This is a genomic window from Haliscomenobacter sp. (assembly GCF_041740695.1).
Classification (GTDB): Bacteria; Bacteroidota; Bacteroidia; order Chitinophagales; family Saprospiraceae; genus Haliscomenobacter.
Genome location: NZ_JBGSLK010000093.1, coordinates 108,409 through 128,419 on the forward strand (window position 1 = coordinate 108,409; position 20,011 = coordinate 128,419).

The window sequence follows — 20,011 nt, forward strand, 5'->3', positions numbered from 1 at the left end:
CGATCATTTTGCCCCTTTTTCAATAGATTTTATTATTTGTAAAAAGTACAAGATTTTTTATTTGGCCAGCAATCTTGCTCTTTTTGTGCACCTACCAGCCGTTTAATACGACATTGGGAAAAATGCCCAGCACCAACAGTACCAAGGTACAGATCACTAAGACTGCTGAATAGCCGAGCACATATGGTACTGTAACCGGCCCCTCCGCAGCACTTTGGAAGGCAGTACGCATGACTCTGAAGTAGTAAAAAATGCCTATTGCGGAATTTAATGCGGCCAGCACCACCAACCAGGCATAACCATTGTGCAGTGCATCTACAAAAACGGCATATTTGCCAATGAACCCAGCAAGTGGAGGGATTCCCGCCAATGAAAGCATCGCTAGCACCAGACAAAAGGTAAGCAGGGGTTTGCTTTGATACAATCCCTTGAGCCCATCAATGGATCCAGAGCCCAAACTTTCTTTAACAGTCAGGTATACTGCGATGGCAATTACGTTGGCAATGGAATAAACCAACATATAATACAGTACGGTAGAGGAGGAGTTGGCCCCTAAACCAACCAGTGCCAGCATCACATAACCCGCATTGGCGATACTCGAGAATGCCAACAAACGTTTCAGATTATTTTGGTTCAAAGCCATTAAGTTGCCTATAGTCATCGTTAAAGCAGACAATACTGCAAGCAATGGAGTAAAACTGTCTCCAATGGGTGCAATAGCCTGGGTCAAAAAGCGCAAGAAACCTCCAAACGCAGCGGTTTTTGCTACAGTTGCCATAAACACCATGATTACGGCTGGAGAACCTTGATATACATCCGGTGCCCAAAAGTGAAAAGGCGCAGCCGAAATTTTGAAAATGAAAGCAATCATGATCAGCATAACCCCCAGTTTCACCAAAGCAGGAGTTTCTGGTGTGCTGCTCAGGTAGGCACTAATGGCGCCGAAATCAAAACTGCCGCTCATCCCGTACATCAACACCATGCCCAAAAGCAGGAAAACGGTAATGAAAGAGCCCATCAGGAAGTACTTCAAACCCGCTTCGTTGGAAAGCAGGTTGTTTCGTTCGCTGGTTGCCAATATATATAATGGTATAGACAAGATTTCCAGACCAACAAAAAACATCACCAGATTATAACTGCCAACCATAATCATGCCCCCAACGACCGAAAACAGGAACAAGGCATAAATGTCGCCCAGGTGCTCGTGATTGTCGCGGTAATATCGACGGCTCAGGATCAGAATGACCAAAGTTACGCCCATTAGTACAGCTGAAAAATTGACCGCAAAACTGTCAAATTTCAACATACCGGAATAAACGGGAGCATCTTGCAAGTTCTGAGGTAGCAAATTGGCCACAAAGGCCGCCAGGGTAGCCACTAAAACCGCGGGCAGGGCCAGCTTTTTTAGCTTATATGCCCCAATAAACATGGACAAGATGCCCGCAAGTGAAAGTATAATGATCGGATACATACTTTATGATTAATGGGTCGTTCTTCAAAGGGATTGCAACAATTGTTCGATAGAAGGCTGCGCAATGCGCGTAATTGCGCTTGGCAACAAACCCATCAAAATGATCGCGATGACAATGGGAACCAGCACTGCTTTGTCCCAGATATCCAGATCTGGAAAAGTACTGACTTTGGTTTCCCCCAGCATGACACCTTGATAAGATTTGAACATGTATACTGCACCCAGGATAACCCCCGAACCAGCTACCAAACTCCATACCCAGTTTTGTTTGAACAAGGAGGAAAGTAGCATAAATTCACCAGGGAAACCATTGGTCAAAGGCAAGGCTACACTACCAAGTAATACTACAAAATAAGTAGTTGCAAACCAGGGCGCAATGTTTCGAATCCCACCCAGCATAGCAATCTCATTGGTTTGGGTACGTTCCATCAAGATAGCACAGATGTAAAATAAACCAATGGCGTTCACACCGTGGGCAAACATCTGTAGCATCGATCCCATCAAACCTTCCATACTTACCGTCAAAATCCCCGCGGCGATTAAACCAACGTGGGCAATGGAAGCGTAAGCAAACAAACGTTTGAGGTCCTTTTGTTGAATGGCGATCACACTGGCATAAGCAATACCGATGACGATCAGCCAAATCATCCACTGACTGTGTTGTTGCAGTGCATTGGGTGCAATGGGCAATACCCAGCGAATGATGCTGTACAAACCCATTTTGAGCATGATGCCCGAAAGCAACATCGTACCCGCCGTTGGAGCTTGTGTATAAGTATCTGGCTGCCAGGTATGGAATGGGAAAACCGGTATTTTAATGGCGTAAGCGAGCATAAAAGACAGTAACACAAAAGTTTCCGCTTCAGGGCTCAAGTTTACCTTATAAACATTGCTGATGTCGAAGGAGGCTGGGCTCCATTGTTGGCTCAGAAAAATGATGGCCACCAACATTAACAAACTACCGACTAGCGTATAGATGAAGAACTTCATGGCTGTTTTGCGGTGTTGGCCTGAGCCCCACAACAAAACCAGAAAGTAAGCCGGAATGAGTGCCAATTCCCAAAATATATAGTACAAGAACAAGTCCTGAGCGACAAATACCCCGGTCATTGCACCTTGCATGATCAGCATCAGGCCATAAAATAGCCCCTGATGGTCATGGTTTTCTTTGAAAGTAGCAAGGAAAATCAGCGGTGACAACAAGTTGGTCAACAAAAGCATGACCATACTGATGCCGTCGGCGCCTATGTGGTAACCAATCCCCAAAGTGGGCAACCATTCGCTTTTGGCTTCAAATTGAACACCTCCAGTTGGTACAAAACTCGAAGCCATGTAAACGCTCAGGGCCGCAGCAACCAGGGAAAGCAACAGTGCCTGCCAGCGGGTAGTGCTGGTTCCTGGAATCAAAGTGAGGAGCAATCCTCCCAAAATGGGTATAAAGAGTAACAGAGTAGTCAGCATGAGCGTTTTCGTTAAAACAGGATTTGTAATGCCAACAAGAGTATAATGCCCAGGGCAAAGACGAAGAGGTACAAACCTACCGCGCCTTGTTGGATGTTTTTTAATAAGGCACCTGCATTCGTGACGGATTGACCTACACCATTGATGATCCCGTCAAGAATTTTAGGGTCTACAACGCGGCCAAACCACTCCGATAAAAGTTGAGTGGGTTTTACAAAAAGGGCCTGGTACAATTCGTCTACAAAATATTTATGGCTGAGTACCCGACCAAAACCTTGTTCAGCTTCATCTTCGACTGGGACGGTATTTTTACCCACATAAATGGAATAGGCGAAGGCGATTACGGCTACAACCAGCGCCACCACGATCCCCATCAAAATCCACTCGGTACTGGCCGAAATGGCATGCTGATGTTCATGGCCTTCCTCCATCCCCAGCACTCCCGCCAGAGTGTGTTGCAACCAGTCGCCGCCACCCATCAGGGCGGGCCAGTTGAGAAAACCACCGATCACCGAAAGAACAGCCAGTACGCCCAACGGAGCCGTCATCGAAATCGGCGATTCATGGGCATGGTGCAAAGTATCATGCTCCACACGACTTTGGCCGAAAAAGACCAAAAAGAACATGCGGAACATATAAAATACCGTCAGCAAGGAGGCGATTACACCTGCTGCAAACAGCAATGGACTTTTTTCGTAAGCAGCCAGCAGGATTTGGTCTTTGGAAACGAAACCCGCGAAAGGAGGAATACCCGCAATGGCCAGGGTACCGACCAAAAATACGATGAAGGTAATGGGCAGTACCTTGCGCAAGGCCCCCATTTTACGGATGTCTTGCTCGCCGCCCAGGCCGTGGATCACACTACCCGCACCGAGGAACAACAAGGCTTTGAAAAAAGCGTGTGTCACCAGGTGAAAAAGAGCAGCGACATAGGCACCCAGTCCCAATGCAAAAAACATCAAACCCAACTGTGATACGGTAGAGTAGGCGAGGACCTTCTTAATGTCGTTTTGTTTCAAACCAATCGTAGCTGCAAAAATCGAGGTAGCCAATCCCACCACCGTCAGCACTTGCATGCTAATGGGGCTCAAGTCGAACAACACGTGGCTACGGATGGTCAAGTAAATCCCCGCAGTAACCATTGTTGCTGCATGGATCAGGGCAGATACTGGAGTCGGGCCAGCCATCGCGTCGGGCAACCAAGTGTAAAGTGGAATTTGAGCACTTTTGCCCGCTGCCCCAACTATGAATAATAAGGTAATGGCAGTCAGGGTGCTTACAGGTACTTGGCTCAAGGTTTCGGTATTAAAAACGCCAGAGTAGTTCAGCGTACCAAAATTGACCAAGATCAGGAACAAACCCAGCAAAAAGCCAAGGTCTCCAATCCGGTTCATCACGAAGGCTTTTTTAGCTGCTTCGTTGTACTCATCTACTTTGAACCAGAAGCCAATCAACAAGTAAGAGCAGAGCCCTACACCTTCCCAACCTGCAAAAAGCAGGAGGTAGTTGTTGCTCATGACCAAAATGAGCATAAAAAACACGAACAAGTTGAGGTAGGCAAAAAAGTAATTGTGCCGCTCATCATCGTGCATGTAGCCCGTAGAATAAATATGAATCAAAGATCCTACCCCGCTGATCACCAGAACCATGATCAAGGAAAGGGGATCGACCAAAAAGCCAAAATCAACCGACCAGGTACCGCTAGATACCCAGGTGAATAAGTTTTGTTCCAAAGCGCCGTTGCTAAAAACTGCTCCCATCAATCCAAGGGATAGAACAAAGGAGGCTAAAACACTTGCGCAACCGATCATTCCAGCCACTCCTTTGGGGAGCTGTTTTGCTCCTAAGCCCAGGACGAAAAAGCCGAGGAGCGGAAGCACGGGAATGAGCCAAATTAGGTTTTCCATAAACAAATATTGAGGAAAGTTGAGAAGGTTGAGAAAGTTGAAAAGGTTGAGTTGGTTAAAGTGAACAGTCTAAACCTTCCTCAACTTTCCTAAACCTTCTCAACCTACTTTACCATTTTAACTGCTTCAAAGCATTGACATCCACCGACTTGACATTTCGATAGATCATCACCAAGATCGCCAGACCCAGTGCAACTTCCGCTGCGGCAACGACCATCACGAAAAAGACAAACACTTGTCCGCTGGGATCACCCCGGTGAGCAGAGAAGGCTACAGCCAGTAAATTGACCGCATTGAGCATCAATTCAATGGACATGAACACCACAATCATGTTGCGGCGCCGCAATACTCCCACCATCCCAATGCAAAAAAGAACTAGGCTCAGGATCACAAACTGTTCGAGTGGAACCGTATCGAATATACTTTTTTCCATAACTATTCTTCTTTTTTGGTCAGTACAATTACCCCGACCATTGTAGCGATGAGCAGCACTGAGGTCAGTTCAAAGGGCAGCAAGTATTCGTTGAAGAGCATTTTGCCCAGTACTTTGACCGTACCATTTTCAGCAGGATTGTTACCTCTGGCTGGGAGTGTGGTCACATAAGTGCCATAGCCCAAAATGCCAGCCATGGCCAAGCCAAACAGACCGGCCAGCCACTTGACACTGGCATTGTTGCTGACTATCGAACTCACCGAGTTCAAATTGAGCATCATCACCACAAAAAGGAAAAGAACCATAATGGCCCCTGCATAAACAATGATGTGTACGAACGCTACAAATTCAGCATTGAGTTGTAAATAAAGGCCCGCCATAGCAAAAAAAGTAACCACCAATGCCAAGACACTGTACATGGCATTGCGGGCGAAAATGGTGACAAGGGCACCAACGATTGCGATAAGGGCGAGTCCGTAAAAAATGACCTGTTCCATGTGCTTTATTTGTCCTTCTTGCGTTTGCTAATGTCGATGCGGCCTTCCAGGGCTACCTTTTCTACCAGGTCTTCTTTGTGGAAGATGAAATCGGCGCGCTCGTAATTCGAGGGCAGAATCCGATCGGTGAGGTAAATGGCATCTTTGGGGCAGGCTTCTTCGCACATACCACAAAAGATACAGCGCAGCATATTGATGTCGTACTCCACCGCGTATTTTTCCTCACGGTAGAGGTGTTCTTCTCCTTTTTGGCGCTCACCAGCAACCATCGTGATGGCTTCGGCTGGGCAGGCTACTGCACAAAGCCCACAGGCGGTGCAGTTTTCACGCCCTTCGGCATCCCGTTTGAGTACGTGTAGGCCCCGGAAAACGGCGCTGTGTTCGCGCACTTGTTCGGGATATTGAACCGTGGCACCTTTTTTCAACATATGCGAAAACGTAACCCGTAAACCACCGACGATGGCTGGCAGGTACATGCGTTCGCTGAAGGTCATTTCCTTGTTCGAAACTTGTTTGGAGCGATTGGTCAATTGCATGTTTACCCGTTTTGCTTAGATGAAACTAAAAATAGCGCCATAAACGACCACCAATAAGATAGCCAGAGGCATCAGTACTTGCCAACCCAAATGCATGAGTTGATCGTAACGGAAACGTGGAATCGTCCAACGAATCCACATAAAAAAGAAAATGAAGAAGATGATTTTGGCAAAAAGTACACCCACACCAACCAGGACTGCAATGCCTGCGGGCAGTAAACTCATACCCGGGAAGTGGTAACCGCCAAAAAACAGGGTTGAAATCACTGCGGAAGACGCAAACATGTTGACGTATTCTGAAAACAGGAAGAAACCCAATTTCATACTGGTGTATTCGGTGTGGTAACCACCCACCAATTCGGTTTCACATTCTGGAAGATCGAAGGGCGTCCGGTTGGTTTCAGCAAAAGCGCAAATCAGGAAAATCAAAAAACCAATAGGGTATTTGAACACGTTCCAAACTTCATGTTGCGATTCAACAATGGCGCTCATTTGCAAAGATTCACTGCCCAGGATGATCGGGATGATCGACAAACCCATCGCCAATTCATAACTGATCATTTGGGAAGAAGCACGTACTGCCCCCAACAGGGAATACTTGTTATTGGAAGACCAACCACCGATCAAAATGCCATATACCCCAAGAGAAACTACCCCAAAAATGTAAAGAATCCCCACATTGAGATCAGCAATTTGCAGCGCATATTTTTGTCCGCCGATTTCGAAATACTTGGGACTCCAGGGAATCACTGCACTGGTCATCAAGGCCGTCAACATCGCAATGCTGGGACCGAGAATAAACAAAATCCGATTGGAACCAGCCGGACGGTGTTCTTCCTTGAAGATCATTTTGACCCCATCGGCAATGGGTTGCAACAACCCTAAGGGACCCGCCCGGTTGGGGCCGATCCGATCTTGCATGAATGCTGCAACTTTGCGCTCAAAATAGGTGCTGTATGCAGCAACGCCCAGGGTAATCACAAACAGGACCACCGCCAACAATATTTTGAAAGTAAATACAGATGCTAGTATCATTGCGCTGCTCCAATTTGAGGATGAACAACATCCAATTCGTAAGGCAAGTGATTTTGAGCAATGACCGAATGGGTATCAATTCGGCGTGGCCCTTCAATCACCCAATCTGATTTTTGCTTGGTTTCAAAGCGGCAGGTGTTGCAGATGAACTCGTCCACTTCGCCATACTGGTCTTTTCTTCCGGTTACCCGCAAGACTTCTTCGCCCTGGAACCACAAAGTGACCTTGCCACTACACTTGTCGCAATGGCGATGTGCATTCATTGGGTTGGTGAACCAAACCCGGCTTTTGAAGCGGAAGGTTTTATCGGTCAATGCACCTACTGGACACACATCTACAACGTTACCTGAAAAGTCATTGCTGATGATGTTTTCAATGTAAGTGCTGATTTCAGCGGCATCGCCACGGTTGATGATGCCATGTACCCGTCCATCGGTGAGCTGATCAGCAACGTATACGCAGCGGTAGCACAAGATGCAACGAGTCATGTGCAACTGGATATAGGGGCCAATGTCAATTTTATCGAAAGTTCGACGGCCAAAATCATACCGAGTAGTGGCTGCACCATGCTCGTAGGAGAGATCCTGCAAGTGGCACTCGCCCGCCTGATCACAAACCGGGCAATCCAATGGGTGGTTGATTAACAACAGTTCTACAACTCCCTTGCGTGCTTCGATGACTTCGGGAGAAGTGACGTTTTCTACTACCATCCCATCTGCAATTTGGGTACAGCAAGAGGCGACCAGTTTGGGCATCCCCCGTGGGTTCTGTTCCGAAGATTTGGTCACTTTTACCAAACAAACCCGGCACTTGCCTCCACTGCCTTTCAGCTTGGAATAGTAGCACATGGCTGGTGGCACGTTTTCTCCGATCATCCTGGCTGCATTCAGGATGGTGGTACCGGGTGCTACGTCGATGGTGATGTTGTCGATGGTTACCTTTGGCATTGTTTTCGTCGTGTCTCCCACGGCTAAAGCCATGGGTTGAGTTTGCCCCACGGCTAAAGCCATGGGTTGAGTTTTTATATGGCCTCCCATGGATGAATCCATGGGGTGGCAAGATCGTAGGGGCAACCCTATGTGGTTGCCATTGGTAGGGGCAACCCTATGTGGTTGCCTTTGGTAAGGGCAACCCTATGTGGTTGCCTTTGGTAGGGGCAACCACGCAGGGTTGCCCTTACGCCGTTACCGGTTCAGCAGAGCGACCCATGCCATAATTGCGGCGGGTAGCTTCCTGAGGCTGGAGGACGTGCCACTCGAATTCATCACGGAAGTGACGAATGGCAGCAGCTACCGGCCATGCCGCAGCATCTCCGAATGGACAGATGGTGTTGCCTTCAATTTTGCGTTGTACGTCCCACAGCAGGTCGATGTCTTCCATGCGACCGTGGCCGTGTTCCAGGCGGTGCAGGATTTTCTCCATCCAGCCGGTACCTTCCCGACAAGGGCTACACTGGCCACAAGATTCGTGGTGGTAAAAGCGGGAGAAATTCCAGGTATTGCGCACTACACATTGGTCTTCATCAAATACGATAAAGCCACCTGAACCCAGCATACTTCCGGTAGCAAAACCACCGTCGGCCAGTGACTCGTAGCTCATCAAGCGCGGCTCACCTTTGGCGGTTGTAGTAATCAGGCGTTGGGGCAGAATGGGTACAGAAGACCCACCAGGTACGAGGGCCTTGAGTTGTTTTCCTCCTTTGATGCCCCCACAATATTCGTCGGAGTAAATGAATTCTTCAACTGGAACGCCCAATTCAATTTCGTATACGCCAGGCTTGTTGATGTTGCCGCAAGCGGAAATCAATTTGGTGCCAGTACTTGCTCCGATGCCAATTTTGGCGTAAGCCTCGCCACCTTCATTGATGATGAAAGGGACTTTACAAATGGTTTCAACGTTGTTAACGATAGTGGGACAGCCCCACAAACCTTCCACGGCTGGAAATGGGGGTTTGATGCGCGGGTTACCCCGTTTGCCTTCCAGGGATTCAATCAGTGCGGTTTCTTCACCACAGATATAAGCACCACCACCGGGGTGGACATGTAAATCGAGGGAGTAGCTGGTACCCAGGATGTTTTCACCTAGGTAACCTTTGGCATAGGCTTCATCGATGGCCTGCTGAAGGATGTGCAGGATGTACATGTACTCGCCACGAATGTAAATGTAGGCAGTACGTACGCCAAGTGCAAAACTGGAAGCAATCATGCCCTCAATCAACAGATGAGGAATTTTTTCCATCAGGAGCCTATCCTTGAAAGTACCGGGTTCGGATTCATCAGCATTGCAGAGCAGGTAGCGAGGTTTGTCGCTGCCTTTAAAAATGAAACTCCACTTCATGCCCGTTGGAAAACCAGCTCCACCACGGCCACGCAAACCAGATTTTTTCACTTCTTCGGTGACTTCGTCGGGTTGCATTTTTTTCAATGCTTTTTCCAGCGAACGGTATCCACCGTTTTTGATGTACCCTTCAATCCCCGTGATTTCAGGTTTATTGATGTGCTCGGTCAATATTTTCAACCTACTCATAGCTGTGTGGCGTTTTGTCTGAAGGCCTCCAATAGTTGATCAATCTTCTCCTCGGTCAAAAACTCGTGGTATTTTTCACCCACTTGCATCATTGGCGCGTAACCGCAAGCTCCAAGGCATTCCACCGTTTTGATGGTGAACATACCATCTGGAGTAGTTTCCCCATCCTGAATGTTCAACTTTTGCTCCAGGTACTTCACAATGTTGTCGGAGCCAACCAGCATACAAGGCCCGGTACGGCATACTTCCAACACGTTTTTGCCAACGGGATGCACGTGAAACATGGTGTAAAAAGTAGCCACTTCATACACCTCAATGTGCTGAATATCGAGCAACCCAGCTACATAGTCCATCACCTCTACGCTGATCCAACCAAAGTCTTTTTGAGCCAGGTGCAGAATGGGCAAAATGGCCGACTTCTGCTTTCCTTCCGGGTAACGCTTCAGTAGCGTTTGAACCTGGGCCAGACGTTCTGGTGAAAAAGTTATATTTTTTGTCTCGATCATTGATCAACTTTTAACATCACTACTAAAAAAGGCTTTCGTCGTACGGGTACCCCTCGCGGGTACCCCGGCACCCGCGAGGGGTGCCGCTACGCATCTAATTCACCCGCAATCACGTTCATGCTACTCATCGTCAGGATGGCGTCTGAAAGCATCGAACCCTTGATCATTTCGGGGAAAGCCTGGTAATAAATAAAGCAGGGGCGTCTGAAATGTAGGCGATAGGGCTGGCGACCACCATCGCTGATGAGGTAGAAACCCAATTCACCATTTCCACCTTCCACAGCGTGGTATACTTCACCTTTGGGGACATCAACTTCACCCATCACAATTTTGAAATGCCAAATCAGAGCCTCCATTTTGGTGTAGACGTCCTGCTTAGGAGGCAGGTAAAACTCGGGTACATGGGCGAAATAATCCCCTTTGGGCATTTGTTGCAACTTGGCGTAGGCTTGCTCAAGGATGCTCAAACTTTGCCAAATTTCTTCATTTCGCACACAGAAGCGATCGTAAACGTCCCCGGATTGGCCAATGGGAATGATGAAGTCGAAGTCTTGGTAGGAAGAATATGGATTCATCACCCGTACATCGTAGTCCAAACCAGCAGCGCGCAGGTTGGGCCCTGTGAAACCATAATCGAGTGCGTCTTCTACACTGATGCCACCAACGCCAATGGTCCTGTCCATGAAGATGCGGTTGCGGGACAACAAACCTTCAAATTCTTTCCACACTTTGGGGAATTCATCCAAAAACTTGCGGATGCGGCGCATCACATTGTCATCAAAGTCGCGTTCAAAACCGCCGATGCGGCCTATGTTGGTGGTCAGGCGTGATCCACAAATGGCTTCATAAATTTCGTAGACATGCTCCCGTTGCTGGAATACGTAGACGAAGCCGGTTAAGGCTCCAGTATCTACCCCGACCACACTATTACAAATCAAGTGATCAGTGATGCGGGCCAATTCCATGATGATCACCCGCATGTAGTCCACCCGTTTGGGGGTTTGTACATCCAGGAGCTTTTCTACAGTCAATTGCCAGCCAATGTTGTTGATGGGGGAGGAGCAATAATTGAGCCGGTCGGTGATGGGGGTGATTTGGTAAAAAGGCCGATGCTCCGCCAATTTTTCAAAGGCGCGGTGGATGTAGCCAATGGTGGCCTCACCGGATACGATGTATTCGCCATCCATTTGCAGCACGTTTTGGAAAATACCGTGCGTGGCTGGGTGGGTAGGACCTAGGTTGAGCGTGTTGTACTGCTTTTCCTCTTGGAGTCCGGGTGGAGTGGTTTGTAATGTATCCATCAGCGGCCAAAATATTTGTCGTCCTTGTCGGTGCGGGTTCCATCTTCGAGTGGATACTGCTTCAACAAAGGGTGATAGTCCATATCGTCAACATTCAGGATGCGGCGCAAATCAGGATGCCCGATGAACCGAATGCCAAAAAAATCAAAAGTTTCTCTTTCCATCCAATTGGCAGCTTTGAACACTGTCGTAGCGGTTGGCACCACTGGATCATTGGCTGGAAAAAAGGTGCGCAAGCGCAAGCGAACGTTGTGCACCAGACTATGCAAGTGGTAAATAACGCCTAATTCCTGTCCGCTTTGTTCAGGAAAATGGACACCACAAAGATCAGTCATGAAAATGAACTGGAACGCAGCATCTTCCTTCAGCCATTTGATGATGTCGATCACGTCTTCACGAGGCACGTTTAACGAGAGCAGACCAAATGGTTCATCATGGCTAAGAATTTTACCCGGGAATTGGGCAGAAAGTCTTTCCACAATTGATTCGTGGGTAATATCGGTAGCAGTCATAATGGACTTCGATTATTCAATGCCGTAAGAATTCAATAATTGTTGGTATTCATCACTGTTGCGGCGGCGCAAAGATTCGTTTTTAATCAATTCCTGGATCTTCATCACCCCGTCAATGATGGCTTCTGGGGTAGGGGGGCAACCTGGCACATACACATCTACCGGAATCACCTTATCGATGCCCTGCAAAACACTGTATGTATCAAAAATTCCCCCTGAAGATGCACAGGCACCCACCGACAATACCCAGCGAGGCTCGGCCATTTGCAGATAAACCTGCTTGAGTACCGGCCCCATCTTTTTAGCAATGGTACCCATCACCATGAGTAAGTCGGCCTGGCGAGGTGAAAAGCTAAGGCGTTCGGAACCAAAACGGGCCAAATCATAATGTGCACCCATGGTTGCCATAAACTCGATGCCGCAGCAGGAAGTAGCAAAGGGAAGTGGCCAAATGGAGTTGGCACGAGCCAAACCAATGGCTTTATCAAATGAGGTGGCAAAAAAACCTTGTCCAGTGTGACCTTCGGGACCTTCAACCAGTTTAACAGCCATTTTTTTTAGTTATGAGTGATGAGTGATGAGTGATAAAACCCATGCCTCTACTTGTTTTAAAAATCAGGATTACATCTGTCCTTTTTCCCAATTGAGGGCTCCTTTTTTCAAAACATAAAGATAGCCTAAGAACAGGGGGGCGATGAAGAGCAGCATCTTCAAGTAGCCTGCTCCACCCAATTCCTTGAAATTGACTGCCCAAGGGTAAAAGAAGATCACCTCCACGTCAAACAACACGAAGAGGATGGCAGTAAGGAAATACTTGATGGAAAAAGGCAAACGAGCGTTACCTACCGATTCAACCCCACACTCAAATGCCTCGGCTTTTTGAGCGGTGTAACGTTTGGGCCCCAACATGTGGGTGGCCACCATTGTAGTGACAACGAAACCTCCGGCTACCAGTAGTTGAATCAGAATTGCGATGTAATCAAATTGACTCTCCATAGTTCAAATGTATTTGGGCGATTACCATTGCAACAATTGGCACCAACAATCCATGAATATATTCGTGGGACAGTGCAACTTATTCGGTCAAAATTGTGTCAATGGGAATTCGGAAGCAAAAGTATCAAAGCATTTTCAAATTATTAACAGTATTGCAAAGTAAAGGTTTGTAATGATTTTATTTGTACGAAGTCTAAATAAATAAATTAAAGCCTTGATTGCTAGTGACTTGTATTTTCAATCGATACTGAAAATACAGTTTGATTTGGAAAAAAAACCAAAAGCGGAATAAAATGTGGAGGATTGGGGAAGGAGTAGAATAAGGTTTCCTGCAGCAAAGGATAAAAAAGTCGCCTTGTAGCCTAAGCAGTCAGGTGAACGAGGGAATGGAAGACATATTTTTTTATTTTGTATTTTTTGTAGGACGGTTTGCTGAAGTTGCAATTGTGTGACAATAAATCCGGTTTTGGAAAACATTTTTCCAAAACCGGATTATCCTTCAGCAAATAAAACAGCATCAGCGATTGACCATCGCTTGTTGTAAAAATTCATTCGGATTGCGGTGCATCCTTTTTAAGGTATTGACTGGATCATTGAACATTTGAGCCAAAACAGGATGGGACAAATCGTACCCTTTCCCTTTTAATCTAGCTGCTGTTCCAGCGAACAATTTTTTGATCAGGGCAGCATTCAAATCTACATTCCGGTCAAATGCTGCATCATCCATTATGTTGTTTTGGAATACCGAAGTGGGTGTTGAAGCAGTGCCAGTCAAGGCCAAAGCTGGATCCTCGGTTACAGAAGTGGCATCAAGCACGTCTTTTTCCCCCAAAAGAGTGAGGGCTTGATCTAATTTACGTTCTATTTCATCCACTTTACCCGCCAAAGCATTGGATTTGATACCCACCCCAGCATTGATTAAATTGAAAGGCAAATTATTTTCAGCACTTTCCCAAGCAACGCCTACGATTTTTGCATAATCTGCAATCGACAACGCATCAGGATTTACGGCAATTCCAAACCCATCATTGTTTCCAGAGGGAAGGATGTAGTCGCCAGCTTTAACTTTCCCCATCACCCGCACTGGAACTTGGCCCATGAAGGCAATTTTTTCAAATTTGTCTTCTGAGCCTGGAGCAGGTGTTTTTCCTAAGAATGCAGGGAATGCTGAAACAACCATATTTCGACTGGAATGTGCCGTATTCAGTGATGCAACACCCCCATTAACGCCAACAATTTCACCATAAACCATGTCTCTTTCACCCTTATTGCGCAGCAGCCATTCTGCATAATCCCCTGCTCCCGAAGAATAAGAAACGCCAACTGCACTGCGGATTCGATCGAAAGAAGTACCAGTAGCAGTAAGATAAGATGCTAATTCTACAACCCAAACATCCAGCTTAACTCCACTGGCGACAGCACCAATTACAAGTGCAGGAACATCACTGCAAGCGATTGTTCCCAGCGAAACACCACAAATTACAGAAGCTAAAACTCCGGAAGCTGTTTCCCCCGCAATTTTGAGGCTTATTTCTGCAATTTTCCCGACCAGTGCAGCAGCATTCAGGGTGGTTACAGCGACCATGGTTGCGTAGGAATCACTTGCTTCTAATTCCGAAAGTGTTTGGCCTTCAATCCGGCCTTGAACACCGATATCGTCAGCAAAAGTGACAAAATTGTTGGATTTTGAACGGGAGCCGTTAATTTCCACCCAAACGCCCTGTGTATTGTTCGCACCTTCCACGACCACTGGATAAAAACTCTTATCATGATCAGGTCCTGCCGCTACCTCGGAAATCAATTCCAATTTACCAAGGGTAGTTAGCGTTAGAAAAGCTTTGTTATTGGTTTTGAAAACCAAATTGGCATTGTCCTTGGTTCCAACAAAATGGACATTGGGATTGGTCGCCAAGTTGCCAGAAGTGGTCCAATAAATAGATTGAAATCCACTTTTTTCAATAGGCTGATCGTCATCAAGGATGCTGGGATCATAGAGCGCAGAAGTAGTAGCAGCATGCATGGCGTAAGGCACTGCCAGCAATGGAGATTTGCTAACTAGATCAAATTGGTTGGTCTCTTTCTGAGCCATTTCAATCTGCAACCAAAGTTGTTCACTAGCCCAGGGGAGCGCAGTGAGTACCCCATTTTTTTGTTCCCCTTTACCAATCATCAACTCAAACCTTCCATTTTGATCAGTGAGTACCTTTTGGATCTCGGAATAATACCCTTCGTGAGCTTCATTGTTGCTTTTGATGCTAATTTTAAGGGTTACTTCTTGATTTACAATGCCTTGGCTAGCCGCATCCCGCAGCATGGCTTGGTATCTAAAACCAGTGGAAAAAGTGGACTGTCCAGACAGTGTTAAGGACATTAAAAGGCAAAAAACAGCCGGATACCACCACAAAAAATACTTTTTCATGTGTTTTTATTTTTGCCACCAGCATGATCAGGTTATTGAAAAAATTAAGCTTGGCGAAAATTTTCAATGACCTGATCATTATTAGCGGTTATTTTTTCATCTGGATTTTTTGATCAATCATACCCCATTGTGTGGTGTATGCAGGATCACGACGCAGTTTTTTGGTTGTTTCAATGGGGTTGTTAAATAACTCTACCAAAAGTGGATTAGCATGGTAATTGATGTTCTGCGTTTCAAAGTGAGTTTTGACCTGCTCGTAGAGCAGCTTGATGTCCCATGCATGCTCATCCAGATATTGATCAAATTCAGTATCGCTCAAGGTTTTCGAATAGTTTGTACTGGCACTTTTGAGTAAATTTGGATCTAAAGCATGGCTTGAATTGGCATAATCAGCATTGACTTTACTCATCAGGTAGGATTCAACCTGGGCAATCTTTTTTGCTAGCGCTTCTACTCTAGGTGCTAAATCATTGTTGTTTATGCCAACTGCCACCGTGACAATATTCATTGGCCGGTCCTCTGCTGCCTCCCAGGCTACACCCAAAATTCTGCCATAATCCAGGGTTTTCATATCCACCGGATGAACTGCAATGGCAAACCCGTCATTGTTTCCAGAGGAAAGGATGTAGTCGTTTAGCGCTACTGGTCCAGCAACTCTTACGGGTACTTGCCCCATAAAAGCTATTTTTTCATATAAATTTTGTTGGTCTGGTTGGGGGGAATTGCCCAACACAATTGGCGCTTTGGAAACCACCATCAGATGGTCTGCGTTTTTGGTATCTAAAGAAACTTGTCCGTTTTTAACCCCTACTACTTCTCCAAAGGTTAAATCTCTGACCCCGGGCTTGCGCATTAACCATTCTGCGTAGTCCCCATTTCCCGATTTGTACGCTACCCCAACTTTACTTAGGATTTGATCGGCCCAAGCTCCATAGGCGGTTGCCAACGAAATACCTTTAACGGTCAAGTTGGCAATTTTGGCAATGACGGCAATACCCGCCAAGGTAGACCAGCCACTGGCAACTTTTGCGGGGGCTTCAATAGCTAAGGCCGCAATTTCACCAATCAGCGAGACGTTGTTAATCGCATAAAGAACGGTTTGGGTAACGAATATTTCCGAAGTTTCCAGTTCAGAGCGGGTCTGACCTTCAATTCTTCCCTGAATGCCAAAGTCATCTACAAAAGTCATAAAATTGTTGGCACTGGAGCGCGAGCCATTGATTTTGATCCACATGCCCTGAATATTCTGCGTGCCTTCTACCACCATTGGATAGCTGGCCTTCTTATCCTGTGAACCAGCAGCAATTTTTGACCTCAATTCCAACTTACCTTGAGTGGTCAAGGTCATGTGAGCAATGTTGTTTGTTCTAAAAGTGACATTTTGGTTGTCCGCGGTTCCCAAGAAATGAGTGGGCGGTTGGGTTCCTGCGTTGCCGGAGGTATTCCAATAAATGGACGACGCTTTTTCCAAACTACTTTCGGTGGGTGGTATCAGGTTTCTCGATGTTTTTGCATGAAAAGCAAAAGGCACCGCCAACAATTGTTTATCACTTACCAATTCATAGGTCTGTTGTTCATTGGAAGCGATCTCAATCCGCATCCAAATTGATTCTTTTGACCAAGGGACCTCGACCCAACGACCATTGAGGGGATTACCTCTACCGATTGCAATTTTAAAGGCACCTATTTCATCGGTAGATACTTTATGGTTTTCTACATAAAATGGAAGGGCCGAATGGTCATTGCCAGATAATGACACGCGCAACCGAACTGAACGGTTTTTCATGGGCTGGCCATTGTCATCCAGCGCAACTGCTTGATAGTTCAAGGCTTGCCATGCTGAAGATTGAGCCTGTGCTGAAATTGACCAGCCAAGGGCAACAAAGCATAGGATGAGCATTTTTTTCATGCGCTTTGCATTTTTTTATCAGAAATCAAGTGCAATCATTTGAAATAAATTCTGCATTTGTAAGGCCTGATGCTTATTTTGTCGATTGAATGGTGTGATCGATGCTGTTCCAATAAGTTAAAAAATTTGGATCTCGACGCAAGGTTTTGATCGCTTTAACGGGGTCAGCAAAAATTTGGTTGAATTGCAGAATGGTTTGGGCGTTGTACCCTTGTTCGATCATTTTGGCTTTGGATAAAGTAAATATTTGTTGGATTATGGCCTGATTTTGGTCGATATATTGGTCAAAACCCTCATCAGAAATTAATTTGCCAAAATTGGTACTGGTTTTTTGAGGGGATGAATTTGTTGCAGCTTGTGGGGAATAAGGCTTAAATTCAGCTTTCCCTTCCAAGTAGGCTAAAATATTGTCCATTCTCTGGTTGAGTTCATCCACCTTGCCTGCCAAATCATTCGCGTTGATTCCAACAGCTACGTTGATGTAGTTTGCCAGACCGTTTTCCGAGTTTTCCCAGGCTACACCCACAATTTTATCGTAATCCCCGGGCAGCATTTTAGCAGGAGAAATGGCTACACCACAGCCATCATTGTTCCCAGAAGGAAGAATGTAGTCCCCTATTTTTACCTCGCCGACCACCTTTACCAGAACTTGCCCTAAAAATGCTACCTTTTCGTATTGATCTGCATCTGCCTTGGCTGGTGTATTTCCCAACACAATCGGATCTTTTGACACAACCATCAAGTGTCGGGCATTTTTGGTATTCAAACTTATTTCTCCGGCATCCACGCCTACAATTTCACCAAAGTAGATGTCTCTTTCTTCTGGTTTCCGTTTCAACCACTCTGCATAGTCTCCGTTGCCTGAACTATAAGCTACCCCTACGGTTTTATGAACGCGTACACTCCAGGCAATGGAGGCCGCCAGCAAGGAAGCTGCTTGAATGGTGTAAGTGACTGCTTTGGCAATCATTGGAGGAGCTTTGGGGCTTTTCCAAAATCCTACACCAACGTCTGCTATTTCAAGACCTAAGGCTACAATGTTGGCAGCCAGAGCGATGCCGTTTAAGGTAAATACAGCAGTTGTATACTGATAGGTAAAAGAGGATTCCAACTCTGCAACAGTCTGGCCTTCAACTCTTCCCTGAATCCCACTTGCATCTTCAAAAGTGAGGAAATTATTGGCTTTTGACCTGCTTCCATTGATCTCAATCCAAATTCCCTGAGTATTTAGGGTGCCTTCTACAACCACCGGGTAGCTTGATTTTTGACTATCAGGACCTGCGGCGGTTCGGTTGGTTAGTTCCAGGCGCCCCGTGGTGGTCAAAGTCATGGCAATCACATTGTTCGTCTTAAATACCAAGGGTTTATTGTCGGTTGTGCCAATAAAATGAGTAGTAGGTTTGGTACTTGTATTTCCTGAAGTAGTCCAATAAATGGATTGATTTTTTTCACTAGGTAAATCCAGCTCGGTGTCAGTGACAATTTGTTCAGCAGTAGCGGCATAGTAGGCATAAGGTACCGCAGCCAGTTCAGTTCTATCGACCAATTCAAAATTTTGGCTGCCAGATGTAGTAATCTCGGTTTGTAAAAAAATCGAATGATCAGCCCAGGGAATGCTATCTAAGCCACCTTTTAAGGCCCCGCCAGATCCGATTACAAAATTGAATAGACCCAGGTTATCGGTGGTTACTGTATGGGTTTCCGAAAAATGCTCCTGATCAACTCCTGCCTCATTTTTTGAAACAAAAGAAAGCCTGAATGTGACCCTTGAATTGGTCAATAGTTTACCAGCAACATCTCGGGCAACTCCTTGATAATTAATTCCCTGTAGGGCTGATTGAGCCGAGAGAAATGAAACACCCGTGATGGCAAAAAGCAAAAGGGCAAGTAGAATTTTTTTCATTTTCGCTACAATTAATAATGGAATAGTTGAAGCTGATTAATGGCCTCCTAACAAGGAACTAAATTATTGCGTTTTGACCACTTTAAAGGTCTGTAAAGGCGCTTCGTTGTAGTACTGAAGGGATAAGAAATAAACTCCTGCTGGGTATTTATTTAAATCCAATTCGGTATTGCCAATGGTTAAATGGCGCAATTTTGTAAGTACTCTCCCCTGAACATCGCTGAGGATGGCGGACAATTCTTTTTCTTCCTTTTGATCAATGGTCAGAAATAGTTGGGATTGAACTGGATTTGGAGCGATGCGTACCAACGCAATGCTTGGGTTTTGCAGGTTGCTTACCTGCAAAACAGGCTGGTGAAAACCTTCCGTGACTGAACCACCCCCTGGAGTTGTCCAACGCAATACCGCAGTTTCACCCAAAGTCCAGGCTAAGCGAATTTGCTTGGAAGGACTGTTAATGGTTCCTCCCGCGGTACTCAGTACTTCCGGAGTCAAAGACTGAGCCTGGCCTGAAAGTGCAGCTACAATAATTGCGACCACCAACGTAAACTTGCAAAATTTCATGATTGAAAAATTGACAGCTGCCTTCCGATTTTGCC

The 20,011-nt window shown here is 46.1% G+C and carries 18 protein-coding genes; all 18 read right to left on the reverse strand.

What is annotated here, in order from left to right:
* Positions 1 to 91: 91 nt before the first annotated feature.
* The 18 genes from ACEW9O_RS18820 to ACEW9O_RS18905 all read right to left on the reverse strand — a co-directional run bounded on the left by ACEW9O_RS18820 (position 92) and on the right by ACEW9O_RS18905 (position 19,976).
* Entirely contained in the window at positions 92 to 1,471 is a 1,380-nt protein-coding gene (locus tag ACEW9O_RS18820) for an NADH-quinone oxidoreductase subunit N (RefSeq protein WP_373551735.1), read from the reverse strand.
* A 24-nt stretch (positions 1,472 to 1,495) separates the two neighbouring features.
* Positions 1,496 to 2,932, reverse strand: a complete 1,437-nt coding sequence (locus ACEW9O_RS18825; RefSeq protein ID WP_373551736.1) for a NuoM family protein — start codon at positions 2,930 to 2,932, stop codon at positions 1,496 to 1,498.
* An 11-nt stretch (positions 2,933 to 2,943) separates the two neighbouring features.
* Entirely contained in the window at positions 2,944 to 4,839 is a 1,896-nt protein-coding gene (gene nuoL, locus ACEW9O_RS18830) for an NADH-quinone oxidoreductase subunit L (RefSeq protein ID WP_373551737.1), read from the reverse strand.
* A 109-nt stretch (positions 4,840 to 4,948) separates the two neighbouring features.
* A complete protein-coding gene (gene nuoK / locus ACEW9O_RS18835; RefSeq protein ID WP_373551738.1) occupies positions 4,949 to 5,272 on the reverse strand; it encodes an NADH-quinone oxidoreductase subunit NuoK in 324 nt (107 codons plus the stop codon).
* 2 nt (positions 5,273 to 5,274) lie between these two features.
* On the reverse strand, positions 5,275 to 5,769 hold the full coding sequence (locus ACEW9O_RS18840) for an NADH-quinone oxidoreductase subunit J (RefSeq protein ID WP_373551739.1): 495 nt from the start codon (positions 5,767 to 5,769) through the stop codon (positions 5,275 to 5,277).
* A gap of 5 nt (positions 5,770 to 5,774) precedes the next feature.
* Positions 5,775 to 6,305: an NADH-quinone oxidoreductase subunit I gene (locus tag ACEW9O_RS18845; RefSeq protein WP_373551740.1), complete on the reverse strand. Its 531-nt coding sequence runs from the start codon at positions 6,303 to 6,305 to the stop codon at positions 5,775 to 5,777.
* 15 nt (positions 6,306 to 6,320) lie between these two features.
* Positions 6,321 to 7,340, reverse strand: a complete 1,020-nt coding sequence (gene nuoH / locus ACEW9O_RS18850) for an NADH-quinone oxidoreductase subunit NuoH (RefSeq protein ID WP_373551741.1) — start codon at positions 7,338 to 7,340, stop codon at positions 6,321 to 6,323.
* Positions 7,337 to 8,287, reverse strand: a complete 951-nt coding sequence (locus tag ACEW9O_RS18855) for a 2Fe-2S iron-sulfur cluster-binding protein (RefSeq protein ID WP_373551742.1) — start codon at positions 8,285 to 8,287, stop codon at positions 7,337 to 7,339. The genes nuoH and ACEW9O_RS18855 overlap by 4 nt, the downstream gene beginning before the upstream one ends.
* A gap of 229 nt (positions 8,288 to 8,516) precedes the next feature.
* Positions 8,517 to 9,866 (reverse strand): NADH-quinone oxidoreductase subunit NuoF, encoded by a 1,350-nt coding sequence (gene nuoF / locus ACEW9O_RS18860; protein WP_373551743.1) that lies wholly within the window; start codon positions 9,864 to 9,866, stop codon positions 8,517 to 8,519.
* Positions 9,863 to 10,372 carry an NADH-quinone oxidoreductase subunit NuoE gene (gene nuoE, locus ACEW9O_RS18865; RefSeq protein ID WP_373551744.1) on the reverse strand — a complete coding sequence of 170 codons (510 nt, stop codon included), beginning with the start codon at positions 10,370 to 10,372 and terminating at the stop codon, positions 9,863 to 9,865. Before nuoE ends, nuoF begins: the two co-directional genes overlap by 4 nt.
* 86 nt (positions 10,373 to 10,458) lie before the next feature.
* The gene (locus ACEW9O_RS18870) at positions 10,459 to 11,673 is read right to left on the reverse strand and encodes an NADH-quinone oxidoreductase subunit D (protein WP_373551745.1); all 1,215 of its coding nucleotides are present in this window, start codon (positions 11,671 to 11,673) and stop codon (positions 10,459 to 10,461) included.
* Positions 11,673 to 12,185, reverse strand: a complete 513-nt coding sequence (locus ACEW9O_RS18875; protein ID WP_373551746.1) for an NADH-quinone oxidoreductase subunit C — start codon at positions 12,183 to 12,185, stop codon at positions 11,673 to 11,675. The genes ACEW9O_RS18870 and ACEW9O_RS18875 overlap by 1 nt, the downstream gene beginning before the upstream one ends.
* 12 nt (positions 12,186 to 12,197) lie before the next feature.
* Positions 12,198 to 12,737, reverse strand: a complete 540-nt coding sequence (locus ACEW9O_RS18880) for an NADH-quinone oxidoreductase subunit B (RefSeq protein WP_373551747.1) — start codon at positions 12,735 to 12,737, stop codon at positions 12,198 to 12,200.
* 69 nt (positions 12,738 to 12,806) lie between these two features.
* Positions 12,807 to 13,181, reverse strand: a complete 375-nt coding sequence (locus ACEW9O_RS18885) for an NADH-quinone oxidoreductase subunit A (protein WP_373551748.1) — start codon at positions 13,179 to 13,181, stop codon at positions 12,807 to 12,809.
* A 517-nt stretch (positions 13,182 to 13,698) separates the two neighbouring features.
* Entirely contained in the window at positions 13,699 to 15,600 is a 1,902-nt protein-coding gene (locus ACEW9O_RS18890; RefSeq protein ID WP_373551749.1) for a hypothetical protein, read from the reverse strand.
* An 88-nt stretch (positions 15,601 to 15,688) separates the two neighbouring features.
* Positions 15,689 to 17,509 (reverse strand): hypothetical protein, encoded by a 1,821-nt coding sequence (locus ACEW9O_RS18895; RefSeq protein WP_373551750.1) that lies wholly within the window; start codon positions 17,507 to 17,509, stop codon positions 15,689 to 15,691.
* 73 nt (positions 17,510 to 17,582) lie between these two features.
* Positions 17,583 to 19,412, reverse strand: a complete 1,830-nt coding sequence (locus tag ACEW9O_RS18900) for a hypothetical protein (protein WP_373551751.1) — start codon at positions 19,410 to 19,412, stop codon at positions 17,583 to 17,585.
* A gap of 63 nt (positions 19,413 to 19,475) precedes the next feature.
* Positions 19,476 to 19,976 carry a T9SS type A sorting domain-containing protein gene (locus ACEW9O_RS18905; protein WP_373551752.1) on the reverse strand — a complete coding sequence of 167 codons (501 nt, stop codon included), beginning with the start codon at positions 19,974 to 19,976 and terminating at the stop codon, positions 19,476 to 19,478.
* Positions 19,977 to 20,011 lie beyond the last annotated feature (35 nt).